Origin of the sequence: Nocardioides sp., from assembly GCF_025965415.1 — a bacterium.
Taxonomy (GTDB): domain Bacteria; phylum Actinomycetota; class Actinomycetes; order Propionibacteriales; family Nocardioidaceae; genus Nocardioides.
The window spans coordinates 1-16091 of record NZ_JAOPWY010000056.1; the positions used below are offsets into that span (position 1 = coordinate 1).

17 protein-coding genes and 1 tRNA gene are annotated in these 16091 nt (G+C 68.7%); 2 read left to right on the forward strand and 16 right to left on the reverse strand.

Annotated elements, in window-relative coordinates:
- Positions 1–115: 115 nt before the first annotated feature.
- From JWN97_RS06325 to rplJ, 10 genes are all read right to left on the reverse strand, one after another.
- Complete coding sequence (locus tag JWN97_RS06325) at positions 116–1540, reverse strand: MCE family protein (protein WP_297620060.1); 1425 nt, start codon at positions 1538–1540, stop codon at positions 116–118.
- Positions 1537–2682, reverse strand: coding sequence for an MCE family protein (locus tag JWN97_RS06330; protein ID WP_297620063.1), 1146 nt, complete (start codon positions 2680–2682; stop codon positions 1537–1539). The genes JWN97_RS06325 and JWN97_RS06330 overlap by 4 nt, the downstream gene beginning before the upstream one ends.
- 3 nt (positions 2683–2685) lie before the next feature.
- Positions 2686–3648: an MCE family protein gene (locus tag JWN97_RS06335; RefSeq protein WP_297620066.1), complete on the reverse strand. Its 963-nt coding sequence runs from the start codon at positions 3646–3648 to the stop codon at positions 2686–2688.
- A gap of 64 nt (positions 3649–3712) precedes the next feature.
- On the reverse strand, positions 3713–4750 hold the full coding sequence (locus tag JWN97_RS06340) for an MlaD family protein (RefSeq protein ID WP_297620069.1): 1038 nt from the start codon (positions 4748–4750) through the stop codon (positions 3713–3715).
- Positions 4747–6021: an MCE family protein gene (locus tag JWN97_RS06345; RefSeq protein WP_297620072.1), complete on the reverse strand. Its 1275-nt coding sequence runs from the start codon at positions 6019–6021 to the stop codon at positions 4747–4749. The genes JWN97_RS06340 and JWN97_RS06345 overlap by 4 nt, the downstream gene beginning before the upstream one ends.
- A 7-nt stretch (positions 6022–6028) precedes the next feature.
- Entirely contained in the window at positions 6029–6853 is an 825-nt protein-coding gene (locus JWN97_RS06350) for an ABC transporter permease (RefSeq protein WP_297620075.1), read from the reverse strand.
- 1 nt (position 6854) lies between these two features.
- Positions 6855–7640 (reverse strand): ABC transporter permease, encoded by a 786-nt coding sequence (locus JWN97_RS06355; protein WP_297620078.1) that lies wholly within the window; start codon positions 7638–7640, stop codon positions 6855–6857.
- Between the two features lie 6 nt (positions 7641–7646).
- Positions 7647–8603 carry an ABC transporter ATP-binding protein gene (locus JWN97_RS06360; RefSeq protein ID WP_297620081.1) on the reverse strand — a complete coding sequence of 319 codons (957 nt, stop codon included), beginning with the start codon at positions 8601–8603 and terminating at the stop codon, positions 7647–7649.
- Between the two features lie 190 nt (positions 8604–8793).
- On the reverse strand, positions 8794–9183 hold the full coding sequence (gene rplL / locus JWN97_RS06365; protein WP_297620084.1) for a 50S ribosomal protein L7/L12: 390 nt from the start codon (positions 9181–9183) through the stop codon (positions 8794–8796).
- Between the two features lie 77 nt (positions 9184–9260).
- Complete coding sequence (rplJ, locus tag JWN97_RS06370; RefSeq protein WP_297620086.1) at positions 9261–9917, reverse strand: 50S ribosomal protein L10; 657 nt, start codon at positions 9915–9917, stop codon at positions 9261–9263.
- A 285-nt stretch (positions 9918–10202) separates the two neighbouring features.
- Here rplJ and JWN97_RS06375 point away from each other — a divergent pair, with 285 nt between their 5' ends.
- Complete coding sequence (locus JWN97_RS06375; protein ID WP_297620089.1) at positions 10203–11192, forward strand: DnaB-like helicase C-terminal domain-containing protein; 990 nt, start codon at positions 10203–10205, stop codon at positions 11190–11192.
- On the opposite strand, the gene JWN97_RS06380 is transcribed toward JWN97_RS06375, so the two are convergent.
- The 6 genes from JWN97_RS06380 to JWN97_RS06405 all read right to left on the reverse strand — a co-directional run bounded on the left by JWN97_RS06380 (position 11193) and on the right by JWN97_RS06405 (position 14916).
- Positions 11193–12047: a hypothetical protein gene (locus tag JWN97_RS06380; RefSeq protein WP_297620092.1), complete on the reverse strand. Its 855-nt coding sequence runs from the start codon at positions 12045–12047 to the stop codon at positions 11193–11195. It abuts the gene before it with no gap.
- Positions 12048–12193: 146 nt separating this feature from the next.
- Entirely contained in the window at positions 12194–12916 is a 723-nt protein-coding gene (gene rplA / locus JWN97_RS06385; protein ID WP_297620095.1) for a 50S ribosomal protein L1, read from the reverse strand.
- 62 nt (positions 12917–12978) lie between these two features.
- Positions 12979–13407 (reverse strand): 50S ribosomal protein L11, encoded by a 429-nt coding sequence (rplK, locus tag JWN97_RS06390; RefSeq protein ID WP_297620098.1) that lies wholly within the window; start codon positions 13405–13407, stop codon positions 12979–12981.
- 219 nt (positions 13408–13626) lie between these two features.
- Positions 13627–14451 (reverse strand): transcription termination/antitermination protein NusG, encoded by an 825-nt coding sequence (nusG, locus tag JWN97_RS06395; RefSeq protein WP_297620101.1) that lies wholly within the window; start codon positions 14449–14451, stop codon positions 13627–13629.
- Positions 14452–14548: 97 nt separating this feature from the next.
- Positions 14549–14803 carry a preprotein translocase subunit SecE gene (gene secE / locus JWN97_RS06400; RefSeq protein WP_363321258.1) on the reverse strand — a complete coding sequence of 85 codons (255 nt, stop codon included), beginning with the start codon at positions 14801–14803 and terminating at the stop codon, positions 14549–14551.
- A gap of 40 nt (positions 14804–14843) precedes the next feature.
- Positions 14844–14916, reverse strand: a tRNA-Trp gene (locus JWN97_RS06405).
- A 149-nt stretch (positions 14917–15065) separates the two neighbouring features.
- Here JWN97_RS06405 and JWN97_RS06410 point away from each other — a divergent pair.
- On the forward strand, positions 15066–16088 hold the full coding sequence (locus JWN97_RS06410; protein ID WP_297620104.1) for an adenosine deaminase: 1023 nt from the start codon (positions 15066–15068) through the stop codon (positions 16086–16088).
- The last annotated feature ends 3 nt before the right edge of the window (positions 16089–16091 follow it).

The window sequence follows — 16091 nt, forward strand, 5'->3', positions numbered from 1 at the left end:
TATCTCTGTTCGAGGAAAACCCGGTCCTGGCGGGCGTAGCGCGCGCCGTCGAAGCTATCCCCGACCAACGTGATGAGGGCGAAGACGAGCAGCTGCAGCCTGGTCCGACGGGTGATCATCGCTGCACCATCGCGGGGACGAGGAGGCTCACGAGGGCCGGGTCGTAGAGGTCCATGAGGTCGCTCATCGTGGGACCGCCGGGACGGGGCCGCTCACCGGTGCCCGCTCGGGGCAGCCCCGTCGGCAGCAGCATCGTCGGGAGGATCGTCGGCGGCAGCGTGGTGGGCACCGTGGTGGGCAGCGGGATCGGCGGCGACGGCAGACCGGGGATCGCGTTGAGCTCGCGGCACACGTCCTTGTCCTTGTTCTCCGACTTCGCGCACTCTTCTCGCAGCTGGGCGAGCTTCTGGAGGTTGGCGAGCACCCGCTGGCAGGCGTCGCTGGTCAGCGAGCCGCTCTGGAGGCAGGCCAGCACGTCGTTGACGATCACGGTCGGGTCGAGCACCGTCGGCAGGTTCGTGGGCAGCGACGGAGTCGCGCTCGCACCGCCCGCGACGTCGACGTCGAGGGTGATCGAGAGGTTGGTGTAGTCGCCCATGTGCAGGTTGCGCGCCACCTGCGGGTCACGGCCGACCACGTCGTCGACGAACGGGTAGGTCAAGAAGACGTGGAAGGCGTTGGTGAAGTCGTCGCCCGAGGCGGCGAGCTGCGTGAGGACGGGGTTCAGACGCTGGAGCGAGGTGATCGTCGCGTCCTTGGACCTCGCGATCACGTCCACGGCCACCGACGAGAGCTGGTCGAGGGCGGTGAGCATCTCGACGAGGTCGTCGCGCTGCCGGTCGATGGAGTCGAGCGCGCTGGGCAGCTCCTCGAGGGCCTTGTCGATCGTCGGCAGCTGCTTCTCGGCGGCGACGGCGAGGCGGTTGAGCCCCTCGATCGCGTCGACGATGTCCTCCTTGTTCTCGTCGAGCTGGCCGGTGAAGGTCCGCAGCTGGCGCAGCACCGACTTCGCGGAGTCCTCACGCCCCTCGAGGGCGAGGTTGAGCTCCTGCGTGATCGTCTTGAGCTGGGCCACGCCGCCACCGTTGAGCAGCAGGCTCAGCGCACCGAGGACCTCCTCGACCTCCGGGTTGCGGCCGGCGCGCTCGATCGGGATGACCTCGCCGTCCTCGAGCGGGTCGGCGATGGCGCCCTGCTCCGGGGCGCTCAGCTCGACGAACTTCTCCCCGAGAAGGCTGGTCTGGCGCAGCTCGGCGACGGCGTTCCCGGGCAGCTCCACGTCGCGGCGCAGCTCGAGGGTGACCAGCGCCTGGTAGCCCTCGAGGTCGATCGCGGTCACCTTCCCCACGCTGACGTCGTTGACCTTCACCGTGGACTGGGGCACCAGGTCGAGCACGTCGGCGAACTCCACCTTGATCGTGATCGGGTTGTCGCCGACGTCGGGCCCACCGGGCAGCGGCAGGGAGTAGACGCTGGCGTCGCACCCCGAGAGCACCACCGCCGCGACCGCACCGAGCACAAAGGTCTTCACGCGCTTCATCGCTGCACCTCCACGAGGCCGCCGAGGGTGGGGTCGAACACGTCCTGGGCGGGCAGCACGTCGGGCTTGCCCAGGGCCCCTGGGCGGGACCGGCCGAGCAGGTCGGTGATCCGGTCGCAGACCTGCCCCGAGCGCTCGACCTGACCGACGAAGCCGCACAGGAGGGCGGCGGGGTCGGCATTGAGCGGGTGGATCGTCTCGCCGAAGTTGGAGCGGGTGTCGAGGGTGCCGGCATTGGGGTTGTAGGTGAGGGCCAGGTTGTTCAGCGCCGCGGGCGCGACGTGGAGGATCTCGTCGAGGGCCGCCCGCTGGCGGACCAGGACCTTCGCGACCCGGTTGATGCCGGTGATGTTGCGGCTCAGGGAGTCCTTGTTCTCCTCCACGAAGCCCTTCACCGCGGTGAGTGCGACGGAGAGGTTCTTGGTCGCCGAGACGAGCTCTTGGCGCTCGCCGTCGAGCATCGTCGAGACGTCGGCCAGTGACTGGTTGAACTGGCGGACGGTCTGGTCGTTGTCGGCCAGCGTCTGCATGAAGCCCTCGAGTGCCCGCACCGAGCCGAAGAGCTCCTCCTTGTTGTTGGACAGGGTCGAGCTGAGCCGGGAGAAGTCCTCGATGGTCTGTCGGAAGGTCGTGCCCTGTCCACCGAAGTTGTCGGCCGTCACCGAGAGCAGGTCGGACAGTGCGCCGGTCTCGTTGGCGCCGCGCGGACCGAGCGCGACGTTCAGCCGGTCGAGGCTGTCGTAGATCTGGTCCAGCTCGAGCGGCTCCGCGGTGTCCTCGACGCCGAGCTCGGCGCCGTCGGTCAGGACGTCGCCGGTGCCGGAGTACGCCGGCGTCAGCTGGACGTAGCGGTCGCCGACGAGCGACGGCGCGATGATGACCGCCCGGGCGTCGGCCGGCAGCGTGACCTCGTCGTCGTACGTCATGGTCACGGTGACGTCGGTGCCCGTGGGCTCGACCCGGGTCACCGTGCCGACGGCCACGCCGAGCACCCGGACGTCGCTGCCCTCGTAGACGGAGATGGCGCGCGGGAAGTGGGCGACGACGGTGCGGGTGCTGTCGCCGCCGAAGACGCTGACGGCGGCCGCGACGACGAATCCCAGCACGATGAGCGGGACGAGGAAGCGCTTCACGAGGTCCATGGGTCAGCCCACCTGCGGAACGGGAGGGAAGTTGGCGATCCACGTGTCGAACCAGGGACCGGTGCCGAGCGTGTTGGCGAAGACGCGGTAGAACGGCGCCATCAGCCGCAGGCTGCTGTCGAGGTTGTCCTCGTTCTTGTTGAGCACGGCGACGACGTTCTCCAGGTGTGCCAGAGCCGGCGCGAGGTCCGCACGTGACTGGCGGATCAGCGCAGTGAGCTCCCTGGAGAGCTTGGTGCTCGAGACCAGCAGCTCGTGGACGGCGTCGCGGCGCGCGACCAGGGCGCGGAACAGCACGTCGCTGTCCTGCATCAGCGTGATGATGTCCTCGTCGCGGGCGTCGAGGACCTTCGAGACCCGCTCGAGGTTGACCAGCAGCGAGTTGAGCTGCTCGTCCTTGTCGGCCACGTTGGCCGAGAGCCGGCTCAGGCCGGTGAGGGCGCCGCGGAACTCCTCGGGGGTGTTGCGGGTCAGGTCGGCCAGCGTGGTGAGCGACTCGGCGAGCTGGTCGGTGTCGATCTGCTCCGAGGTGGAGGCGAGTCCCTCGAACGCCTCGACCACGTCGAAGGGCGAGGAGGTCCGTGCCGCGGGGATGGTGGCGCCTTCCTCGAGCTGGCCCTCACCGGCCGGCTCGAGCGCGAGGAACATCGAGCCCAGGATCGTCTTCACCTTGATCGCGGCGCCCGTGTCGCCGCCGAAGTCCGCGGCGTCGTCGACCTTGAAGGTGACCTTCACCTGGTCCTGGTCGAGCTCGACCTCGTTGACCTTGCCGACCCGGACGCCGGCGATGCGGACCTCGTCGTTGACCTTGAGTCCGCCCGCCTCGGTGAACATGGCGTGGTAGGTGTCCCCGCCGCCGATCACCGGCAGGTCGTCGGCGCGCAGCGCGGCGACCATGACCAGTGCCAGGACGACGAGGCTGATGGCGCCGACCATGACGGGGTTGCGCTCGCGGAACGGTTTCATCTCGGGGTCCCCTCGGCGTCGTTCGGAGGAGCGCAGCGGGAGAGAAGGACGTCGTGGGGTGAGTTCATCCCAGATCACACCTGTCGGAGCCGGTCTGGTACTTGACCGGCAGCGAGACTCCCCCGGGCAGATTGACCCGGCCCTGGAACTCGCAGAGGTAGAAGTTGAAGAACGAGCCGTAGATCGCTGTGCGGCCGATCTTGTCCAGCTTGATCGGCAGGACCTGGAGGGCCCGGTCGAGCTCGGCCTTGTTCTTGTCGATGTTGCCGGCGACCGCGCGCAGCTCCTTGATGTCCTTGACGAAGGGCTCGCGGATGCCGTCGAGGAGCGACGCGGTCTCCACCGACAGCGCGGAGACGTCCTCGAGCGAGTCGAGGATCGCGAAGCGGTCCTTCTTCAGGCCGCCGACCAGCGTGCGGAACGACTGGATCAGCCGGGTCAGCTGCTTGTCGCGGTCGGCCACGTGGTCGAGGACGAGCGACAGGTTGTCGATGAGCTCACCGATGACCTCGTCGCGGTCGGCCAGGGTCGAGGTCACCGACGCGGTGTGCGCCAGCAGCCCCTCGAGCGTGCCGCCCTCGCCCTGGAACACCTGGATCAGCTCGTAGGAGAGCTGGTTGACGTCCTCCGGCGAGAGCGCCTGGAACAGCGGCTTGAAGCCGTTGAAGAGCACGGTCAGGTCGAGCGCGGGCGTGGTGCGCGAGACCGGGATGGTCGCCCCGGCCGGCAGGCGCTGGGTGTCGCCGACCTCCTGGGTGAGGGAGAGGTAGCGCTGGCCCACGAGGTTGCGGTAGCGGATCGCGGCGTTGGTGCCGCCGTTGAGCGAAGTGCCCTCGTCGACCGAGAACGTGACCAGCGCGCGGGTGCGGTCGATGATCTCGACCTCGCTGACGGTGCCGACGCGCACGCCCGCGACCCGTACGTCGTCGCCCTTGTTGACGCCGGTGGCGTCGGTGAACTCCGCCTTGTAGTCGCGCGAGTCGCCGAAGCCGATGTTGCCGATGGTCACCACGAGCACCGCGGTGGCCAGCGAGGTCACGACGACGAAGACGAGGAGCTTGACCAGGTCGACCGACGTCTTCTTGTCCAGGAGGGGGCTCATCGCAGCGACACCTCCGCCCCGCGGGCCATGGGGCCGACCAGCAGCACACCCAGGTCGGGTACGTCGTCGGCGCTGACGCCGAGGCCGGGCGCGAGCAGTGCCTTGAGGAGCGCCGTCTCGTCGCGGCCGCCGACGAAGCCGGCGGCAGAACCCGACCAGCCCGGCCCGACCCGGCTGGTGCCCTTGCCGGTGGACTCGTCGATGCCGTCGACGAAGTTGGGCTGGTGGTTGACCGGGTTGGACTGCGACCACGGCGGGTTGGGCAGGCGGCCGCAGTAGTAGCCGCGCTTGTCGCCGTAGACCGGGACGTCCTGCGGTCCGTAGGCCCGCGGCTGGTGGGGCAGGGTCTCCAGGACGATGTGCAGCGTGAAGCCGCGGAAGGCCTGGGCCTGCAGCTCGCCGGCACCGACGATGCCCCCGAGCAGGCAGGGGTAGCCGGGCGCGTAGCGGGCGAAGACCTCGAGCTGAGCCGCCGCCAGGTCGCCGAGGCGGACCAGGTTGTCGCCATTGTTGCTCGTGAACCGCTCGGCCACCGCGGCGAACTTCGAGACGTCGTTGAAGAGCGCCTTGAGCTTCTCCTCGCGGTCCTCCAGCGTCGTGGTGGTCGTGATCGTGTTGCGCAGGATCGTCGCGACCTCGGGCAGCACGTCGGCATAGGTGTCGGAGACGTCGGCGGTCAGCCGCAGGTCCTCGATGAGGGCGGGGAGCTCCGGGTTGAGCTTGGTGAGGTAGTCGTCCATCGTCTCGATGGTCTGGCCGAGCTGCTCCCCCCGGCCCTCGAGGGCGGTGGCGACCGCGTTGAGGGTGGTGTTGAGGTCGGCCGGCTGGACGGCGCGCAGCAGCGGGTAGAGGTCGCTGAGCACCTTCTCGACCTCGATCGAGAGGTTGGTCCGCTCGATCACGTCGCCGGCGGCGATCGGCGGCGCCGACGATCCCCCGTCGGGCACGATCAACGAGACGAACTTCTCGCCGAAGAGCGTCTTGGGCAGGATCGAGGCGGTGACGTCGCCGGGGATCTGGGTGGTGCGGTCCTGGTAGAGGCCGAGGGTGATGTCGGCGCCCTCGGCGGTGGGCTCGTAGTCGAGCACCTCGCCCACGATGACGCCCTTGATCTTGACGTCGGCACGCTTCGGGAGCTGGAGCCCGATCTTGGACGCCTGGACGGTCACCTCGTCGTAGTCGGCGAACTTCTTGGTGAACACGCCGTACGTCAGCCACACCGAGGCGAGCATCAGCACCAGGAAGACGATGCCCAGGGTCTTGGTCCTCATCGCGCGCTCACCCGGCCAACCGGACGGTCGTCGACGCGCCCCAGATGGCCATGGACAGGAGCAGGTCGAGCACGTTGATGGCGACGATGCTCGTGCGCACCGCGCGACCCACGGCGACACCCACGCCGGCGGGGCCGCCGGACGCGTTGTAGCCGTGGTAGCAGTGGATCAGGATGACCGTGACGGCGAAGACCAGGACCTTGCCGAAGGACCAGAGCACGTCGCCGGGCGGCAGGAACGCGTTGAAGTAGTGGTCGTAGGTCCCCGCCGACTGGCCGTAGATCTGCGTCACCACGAGCCGGCTGGCGAAGTACGACGACAGCAGGCCGACGACGTACAGCGGGATGATCGCGATGAGGCCGCCGATCACGCGCGTGGCCACGAGGAACGGCATCGACGGGATGGCCATCACCTCGAGGGCGTCGACCTCCTCGGAGATCCGCATCGCACCGAGCTGGGCGGTGAAGCCGCAGCCGACGGTGGCGGCCAGCGCGATGCCGGCGACCAGCGGGGCGATCTCGCGGGTGTTGAAGTAGGCCGAGACGAAGCCGGCGAAGGCGGCCGTGCCGAGCTGGTTGAGCGCGGCGTAGCCGGACAGGCCCACCTGCGCGCCGGTGAAGAACGTCATGCCGATGATGACGCCGACCGTGCCGCCGATGACCGCCAGCGCACCGGTGCCGAGGGTGACCTCGGCGAGGATCCGCAGGATCTCGCGCGGGTAGCGGGTGATCGATCGCGGCACCGCCTTGAGCACGCCGATGTGGAAGGCGAGCTGCCCACCGAGCTCGTCGAGCGAGGCGAGCGGCTTGGCGTAGATGTCCCTCAGGGCCATGTCATCCGCCCTTCGGGGGGATGATCTGGAGGTAGATCAGGCTCAGCACGAAGTTGGCCACGAAGAGCATCAGGAACGTGATGACGACCGACTCGTTGACGGCGTCGCCGACGCCCTTGGGCCCGCCGTTGGCGTTCATGCCCTTGTAGGACGCGACGATCGCGGCGATCAGTCCGAAGACCAGCGCCTTGAACAGGCCGATCCACAGGTCGGGCAGCTGCGCGAGCGCGGTGAAGCTGGCCAGGTAGGCGCCGGGGGTGCCGTCCTGGAGGATCACGTTGAAGACGTAGCCGCCGGTCACGCCGACGACGCTGACCATGCCGTTGAGGAAGAACGCGACGAGCATGCAGGCCAGCACGCGGGGCACCACGAGGCGCTGGATCGGGTCGATGCCGAGCACCATCATCGCGTCGAGCTCCTCGCGGATCTTGCGCGCGCCGAGGTCGGCGGCGATGGCCGAGCCGCCGGCGCCCGCGATCAGCAGGGCGGTGCCGATGGGAGCAGCCTGCTGGATGACGGCCAGGACCGAGGCGGAGCCGGTGAACGACTGCGCGCCGAACTGCTTGATGAGTCCGCCGACCTGGAGCGCGATGACCGCACCGAACGGGATGGCGACGAGCGCGGTCGGCACGATGGTGACCGAGGCGATGAACCACGCCTGCTGGATGAACTCGCGCAGCTGGAACGGTCGGCGGAACAGGGCGCGGAAGACGTCGAGCGCGAAGGCGAACAGGTTGCCTGCGATCGCGACGGGCGCGAGAGCGCGAGAGGACAGGGACGTGGCCACGTGGCGTCAGGCTCCCGGGGCGAGGCCGGCGTTGCTGGACTCGAACGATCCCGGGGGCGGGGTGACGCCGTGCTCGCGGCACCACTCGCCGGGGGCACGCTGGCTGCGCCGCGGGATGCCGTTGGACGGCTCCTGCTGCAGCGGGATCGGAGGCAGCGGCGGCAGGTCCTGGTCGGCCTCGGCCGCGAGCTCGTCGGCGTCCTTCTCCTCCGACATGCCGATAGGCCCCACGCGCTGGGCGTTGAGGAACTGGCGCACCACCGGCTCCTCGGAGCTCAGCAGCATCTCGCGTGGGCCGAACATGGCCAGGTGCCGGTGGTAGAGCAGGCCGATGTTGTCGGGGACGGTGCGCGCGGTGTTGACGTCGTGGGTGACGATGAGGAAGGTCGCGTCGATCTGCGCGTTGAGGTCGATGATGAGCTGGTTGAGGAAGGCCGTACGCACCGGGTCGAGGCCGGAGTCGGGCTCGTCGAACAGCACGATCTCGGGGTCGAGCACCAGGGCACGGGCCAGCCCGGCGCGCTTGCGCATGCCGCCGGAGATCTCACCCGGGAGCTTGTCCTCGGCCCCGAGGAGTCCGACGAGGTCCATCTTCTCCATGACGATGGCGCGGACCTCGGACTCGGACTTCTTGGTGTGCTCGCGCAGCGGGAAGGCGACGTTGTCGTAGAGGTTCATCGAGCCGAACATGGCGCCGTCCTGGAACAGCACGCCGAAGAGCTTGCGGATCTCGTAGAGCTCGCGCTCCGAGCAGCTGGCGATGTCGGTGCCCTCGATGATGATCGAGCCCTTGTCGGGCTTGAGCAGCCCGATGAGGGTCTTGAGGAAGACCGACTTGCCGGTGCCGGAGGGGCCGAGCATCACGCAGATCTCGCCCGCCGGGATCGTGAGGGTGACGTCGCCCCAGATCAGCTGCTTGCCGAACGACTTCGAGAGGTCGTTGACCTTGATCTCGACACCCATCTACCCGGACCCCTTCCTCCCCGTCGCTACTCCTGAGTAGACCAACGCCGGACTGCGCGAGAGGTTACGCCCTGGTGCGACGGTCGTCACGGAGGTTGGCCCAACACGCCGCAGGGCGGTCACCCCCTGATGGGGGTGACCGCCCTGGGCGGTCGACGGCGGGCTCGCGAGGAACCCGGCCGTCAGTGGGTCACTTGACGGTGACGGTGGCGCCGGCGGCCTCGAGGGCCTCCTTCGCCTTGTCAGCGGCAGCCTTGTCGACCTTCTCGAGGATGGCCTTGGGAGCCGCCTCGACGAGGTCCTTGGCCTCCTTGAGACCGAGGGAGGTCAGGGCGCGGACCTCCTTGATGACGTTGATCTTCTTGTCACCAGCGGCCTCGAGGACGACGTCGAACTCGTCCTGCTCGGCGGCGGCCTCGCCACCAGCGGCACCACCGGCAGCCGGGGCGGCGGCCACGGCAACGGGGGCAGCGGCGGTGACGCCGAAGGTGTCCTCGAACTGCTTCACGAACTCAGAGAGCTCGATCAGGGTCATCTCCTTGAAGGCGTCAAGGAGCTCGTCGGTGCTGAGCTTCGCCATGGTGGCGTTTCCTTCCGTGTGTGGCGCGGGTGCGGATGCGTCCCGCGCCGGGTTTCAGGTGGTGTACGTCGGCCTGGTCAGGCGTCGGTGGACTCGGCGGCCTGGTCGGCTGCCTCGTCGGTCGCCTCGGGCTCGGCGGCCGCGGGGGCCTCCTCGACCGGGGCGTCCTCGGCAGCGGGAGCATCCGGCGTACCGGCACCACCTGCGAGGATCGAGGGGTCCTCCGTCGCCTTCGCCTCCAGGGCGCCGGCGAGCCGGGCGACCTGGGCGAGCGGGGCGTTGAGGAGGTAGACGGCCTGGGAGAGCGAGGCGAGCATGCCGCCCGCGAGCTTGCCCAGGAGCACCTCACGCGACTCGAGATCGGCCAGCTTGGCGATCTCGCTGGCGTCGAGGGACTTGCCGTCCAGGACACCGCCCTTGATGACAAGGGCGGGGTTTGCCTTGGCAAAGTCACGCAGACCCTTGGCGGCCTCGACCACGTCTCCATTGATGAAGGCGATGGCGGTGGGGCCGGTCAGCAGGTCGTCGAAGCCTTCGATTCCCACCTCGGTGGCGGCAATCTTGGCGAGCGTGTTCTTGACCACGGCGTAGTTGGCGTTCTCGCCGAGGGAGCGCCGCAGGTCCTGCAGCTGCTTCACGGTGAGACCGCGGTACTCGGTCAGCACAGCGCCGGCGGCACCGTTGAAGGACTCAACGATCTCCGCAACGGCGGCAGTCTTTTCTGGCCGCGCCATGGGTCTCCTTCCGGGGTTGACCACCGGCGTTCGGGCCCACAGACGACGAACGCCCCGAGCACAGGCTCAGGGCGTTGGTGCGGCTTGCGCCGCTGCTCCTCACCTGCGCTGGCCGTCCGCTGCTGCGAACCTTCGGTCACGGGCGAGGAGCTCGTGACAACCTGCGGTCTCTGGTTTCGAGTGGAACAGTACGCGCCGGGTCACGGACCGGACAAATCGGCGTCGTCGCCCGGCAAACGCCTGATTCGGGTCCCACCGCTCTCCCAACACTGGTTCCATGGGTCCGTGGATCTACAGCTGACGACCGTCGGGGCCTCGCTCGCCCGCAGCGACGAACGCATGCTCACCGGGCGCAACGCGGCGGGGCGCGTCTGGAAGACCGGGTTCGGGGGCCTCGACCCGCTCATCGGCGGCGGCATGCGCGCCGGCTCGCTGATCCTGCTCGCCGGGCCGCAGGGCCTCGGCAAGTCGACCTTCGCGCTCCAGGTCGCCCGCAACAACGCGGCGTCCGGACGCCCGGTCCTCTACTTCTCCTACGAGCACGACGCCGAGGACATGACGCAGAAGCTCATCGCCATGGAGGCGGGCGAGCTCGACGAGTCCGACCAGGTGCGGATGAACAGCATCCGGTCGATCTTCGACGACCTGTGGGTGAGCTCGCTCGACCACCGCCTGGAGTCCGTGCCCTGCGGCGTCGAGGCCCTCGCCAAGGTGTCGCACTACTCCGAGATGCTCTTCGTGCACCGCTCCACCGGCACCCGCACCGACCTGCCCGCCATCCAGGCGGCCATCGAGGCGGTGCGTGAGCTGGCGGGTACGACCCCGCTGGTGATCATCGACTACCTGCAGAAGGTGAAGTCGTCGCACATCGACGACGAGGCCCGGTCCACCGAGGTCGTCGAGGGCCTGAAGGACCTGGCCATCGACATCAGCGCTCCCATCCTGGCGATCGCTGCCGCCGAGAAGGAGGCGCTGCGCTCGGGTCGCCGGATGCGCGCCAACGACCTCCGCGGCTCCAGCGCGCTGGCGTACGAGGCCGACGTCGTGATGGTGCTCAACAACAAGTTCGACATCGTCGCGCGCCACCACCTGACCTACGACCTCAACAACGCCGAGCGGTTCCGCGACTTCGCCGTCCTCACGGTGGAGAAGAACCGCTTCGGGCGCGACGGCGTGGTGCTGCAGTTCCGCACCCGCTTCGACCAGGGCCGCTACGAGTCCGAGGGCACCGAGGTCAAGGAGCAGCTGATCGACGAGCGGGTCTTCCGCGAGTGATCAGGCGCCGGGGAAGTTCTCAGTGACCTCGTCGGCCGGCGGTGCCTCGATCTCCACGTCGGTGCCGAAGTCGGAGTAGGTGCCCTCGGTGGTCGACGTGCTGGCCGCGCCTCCGCCGACCGAGGGGACGTCGAGGGTCTGCGCGAACTTGCGCGGCAGGTTGTCGCCGTCGACCCACATCTCGGTCGTCAGCTCCTTGGGCAGCATGTCGGCCATCGCAGCAGGGAACTCCATCGCCTTGAGGTACTGCGTCGGGTCCATCGTGATCCGGTAGTGGTTGGTGCTCACCCCGTCGACGTCCTCGGTGCCGATCAGCTCGAGCTTCTCGGGCGACTCCATGGCCTTGAACATGACCTCGGGGTCGGTCGCCTTCCCGATCATGCCGAAGAGCGAGTTGGGGTCGCTCAGGTCGATCTTGACCCACTTGTCGCCGGTGCCCATGTCGGGCGACTTCAGGTACATCGCCTCGCCGAGGAGGATCAGCTCCATCGGCTGGGCGCCCGTGCTCGACGCCTTCATCTCCACGCCGGCGCCGCTGAAGCGCGCCTGGCCGGACATGGTCTGCGACTGGCCCGCCGAGTCGGAGACGGTCTCGAAGTTGAAGGTCCCGGCCTCGCGCATCGCCGCCATGACCGTGGGGTAGAAGTCGTCGGCGGACAGCTCGGCCACGTCCGTCCCGGCCTCGTTGGTGGACTCGTCGGTGCCCTCGTCGGTCGCTGCATCGGTGCCCTCGTCGGTGGCCGTGCTCGAGGAGTCGGTCGAGCTCGAGTCGTCGCTGCAGGAGGTGAGGCCCGCGCCGACGGTCAGCACGAGGGCTGCGGCGCCGAGGCGGCGGGCGAGGGACGTGACGCGCATGGTGTGTCTCCTGGGACGATCCGGCGGGACGAAGGGACTGGACGACCGCTCCGTACCCGAATGCTTCCACACCGAAACGAATGTCCGGACAGCAACGCGGCCCGGCCACCCCGAAAGGGCGACCGGGCCGTGCTGGCTGCTGTGGCTCAGGCCTGGGCGGCCTCGTCCTCAGCGGCGACGTTCTTGATGCGGTTGGGGTCCACCTGGATGCCGGGGCCCATCGTCGTGGAGACGGTGATCTTCTTGATGTAGCGACCCTTGGAGCTGGCCGGCTTCAGACGCAGCACCTCGTCGAGCGCCGCGGCGTAGTTCTCCGCGAGCTGGACCTCCGAGAAGGAGGCCTTGCCGATGATGAAGTGCAGGTTGGAGTGGCGGTCGACACGGAACTCGATCTTGCCGCCCTTGATGTCCGTGACGGCCTTGGCGACGTCGGGGGTCACCGTGCCGGTCTTCGGGTTGGGCATGAGCGAGCGGGGGCCGAGGACGCGACCGAGGCGACCGACCTTGCCCATCATGTCGGGGGTGGCCACGACGGCGTCGAAGTCGAGCCAGCCGCCGGCGACCTTCTCGATCAGCTCGTCGCTGCCGACGAACTCGGCGCCGGCCTCACGGGCGGCGTCGGCCTTGTCGCCGTTGGCGAACACCAGGACACGGGCGGTCTTGCCGGTGCCGTGGGGCAGGTTGACGGTGCCGCGGACCATCTGGTCGGCCTTGCGCGGGTCGACACCCAGGCGCATGACGACGTCGAGGGTCTCGTCGAACTTCTTCTTCGAGCCGCCCTTGGCGATCTTGATGGCGGCCAGCGGGGCGTAGAGCTCGTTCTGGTCGAACGACTCTGCCGCCGCGCGGTAGGTCTTGCTGCGCTGCATTGTCTTCTCGTTTCTGTGGTGCGAAGGATGTGGTTAGCGAGCCAGCGCGGCTCTCCCACGGATCAGTCGGTCGTGACACCCATCGAGCGCGCAGTGCCCTCGACGATCTTCATGGCCGCATCGATGTTGTTGGCGTTGAGGTCGGGCAGCTTGGTGGTCGCGATCTCGCGGACCTGGTCCTTGGTCAGCTTGCCGACCTTCTCCTTGTGCGGGACGCCGGAGCCCTTGGAGAGGCCGGCGGCCTTCTTGATCAGCTCGGCGGCCGGAGGGGTCTTGGTGATGAACTCGAACGAGCGGTCCTCGTAGATGGTGATCTCGACGGGGATCACGTTGCCGCGCATCGACTCGGTCTGGGCGTTGTAGGCCTTGCAGAAGTCCATGATGTTGACGCCGTGCGGGCCGAGCGCCGTACCGACCGGCGGGGCCGGGGTGGCCGAACCGGCCTGCAGCTGCACCTTCACCAGTGCGGCGATCTTCTTCTTGGGAGGCATTGCCTTCTCTTTTCTCTCTTGTGGTCACGACGAGGGCACTCGCCCTCTGCCACGGGTTGTCGCTACTTCATTGTCGCCTTGACGCCGAGCTCTTGTGAAATCGAGCCCTCAAGGTTGTGTTTCGAGACGCGTCACACAGCCCTTCGCTGCGCTCAGGTCTGTGCCGACGCTCCTCAACCTCAAGAAGCCAGCTGACCGGTCGGAGCAAGCTCCGCCCGCTCAGACTTTTTGAATCTGGCTGAAGCTGAGCTCGACCGGGGTCTCGCGGCCGAAGATCTCGACGAGCGCCTTGACGCGCTGCGACTCGGCGTTGATCTCGGTGATCGTCGCGTGGAGCGTGGCGAACGGACCGTCGACGACCATGACCGAGTCGGACACGTCGAAGTCGGCGACCTCGACCGGCTTGCGCGGCGTGGTGGAGGCACCCTTCTCGCCCGAGGAGGCGGCCTCGGCCTCGGCCAGCGCCACGACGGCCGGAGCCAGCATGTCCTCGACCTCGCTCATGCTGAGCGGGACGGGCTGGTGGCTGTGGCCCACGAAGCCGGTGACCGACGGCGTGTGGCGCACGGCGGACCAGGACTCGTCGGTGAGGTCCATGCGGACCAGGACGTAGCCGGGGAGCACGGTGCGGGTGACCATCTTGCGCTGGCCGTTCTTGATCTCCGCGACCTCCTCGGTGGGGACCACGATCTCGTGGATGTAGTCCTCCATGTTGAGCGAGATGATGCGGTTCTCGAGGTTGTGCTTGACCCGCTTCTCCATGCCGGAGTAGGTGTGCACGACGAACCAGTCGCCCGGCTTGGCCCACAGCTCGCGGCGGAAGGCCTCGAGCGGGTCGTTCTCGTCAGTGGTCTCCTCGTCGGCGGCGTCGTCGGACGCCTCGGCGTCGGTCTCGTCCTCGACGCTCCCGTCCGCGGTCTCGTCCTCGGGGGTAGTGTCCTCGGTGGCGTCCACGTCGGTGTCCACGTCGGCGTCCTCCGGGGTCGCCTCGTCGACGGACTCGACCTGGTCCTCGACCTGGTCCACGTCATTGCTTTCCGACACGTCTCACTCCGTACGTCGTTGCTGGGTCCGGTCACGGGGACCGGGGCCGGGCCTCGCCCGGCGGGTTCAGAGCAGTGGGGCACTGCTCCGTCGTCGATTACTGGGTGTTGCTCCCGGTGAAGACCTCGAAGACCAGCTTCCCGAAAGCCAGGTCGAGCACCGAGACCAGGAGCATCACCGCGAGGACGAAGACCAGCACCACGAAGAAGTAGGTGATCAGCTGCTGCTGGGTGGGCCACACCACCTTGCGGAGCTCGGCCACCACCTGGCGCATGAACGTGACGGGACTGGTGCGCCCACGGTCGTCGCCGCGCGAGTCCCGCCGGTCCTGAACCGCGTTGCCGTCGGCCACGTTTCCCACCTTCTCGTTGTTGCTGTGCAGTGATTCCTCGCAGGGCACGAGGGACTTGAACCCCCAACCTTCGGTTTTGGAGACCGATGCTCTGCCAGTTGAGCTAGTGCCCTCCGGTGGTCCTGCACCCATCGCTGGGGGCATGCCGAAGCATCTGGCGAAACCACCAATCGGGAAGCATACGGGGCTGATCCAGTGCAGTCGAACCGAGGCGTCGAACCGAGCGCCGGTCGGTCGTGGGCGTCCCCCTACGATGCGTCGCATGGTGGGTGAGCGGCTGCGCGAGGTGTCCCGGCTGCCGAAGGCGCACCTGCACCTCCACTTCACCGGCTCCATGCGGCACGGGACGCTCCTGGAGCTCGCCGAGCGCGACGGGATCGTGCTGCCCGACTCGCTGGTCGAGGACTGGCCGCCGCAGCTCAGCGCGGCCGACGAGAAGGGCTGGTTCCGCTTCCAGCGCCTCTACGACGTGGCGCGCTCGGTGCTGCGCACGCCTGACGACGTACGACGCCTGGTGCTGGAGGCCGCCGAGGACGACGTCCGCGACGGCGGCCGGTGGCTGGAGATCCAGGTCGACCCGAGCGGCTATGCGGCGCGCTTCGGCGGGATCACGGAGTTCACCGACCTCGTGCTCGACTGCGTCCGCGACGCCTCCGAGCGCACGGGTCTCGGGATGGCGGTGGTGATCGCCGCCAACCGCACCCGCCACCCCCTCGACGCCCGCACGCTGGCCCGGCTCGCGGCCCAGTACGCCGGGCGCGGGGTGGTCGGCTTCGGGCTGTCCAACGACGAGCGGCGAGGGCGCACGGAGGACTTCCGGGGAGCGTTCAAGATCGCCGAGCGCGCCGACCTGCTGCTGGTGCCGCACGGTGGCGAGCTGCGCGGCCCGGACCACGTGCGTGCGTGCCTCGACAGCCTCGGTGCGCAGCGGCTGGGCCACGGCGTACGCAGCGCGGAGGACCCCGCGCTGCTGGACCGCCTCGTGTCGGCCGGCGTCGCGCTGGAGGTCTGCCCCGTCTCCAACGTCTCGCTCGGCGTCTACTCCGACCTCACCTCGGTGCCGCTCCCTCAGCTGCTGGCGGCCGGCGCGACGGTGGCCCTGGGCGCCGACGACCCGCTGCTGTTCGGCTCCCGCCTCGCCGGGCAGTACGCCACCATGCGCGCCGCGCACGACCTCGACGACGCGACCCTGGCGCGGCTGGCCGAGATGTCGTTCGAGGCCTCGTGCGCGCCGTCCGACGTGGTCGAGGTCGCCCGCCGCGACATCGCCGCCTGGCTCGCCTGACCG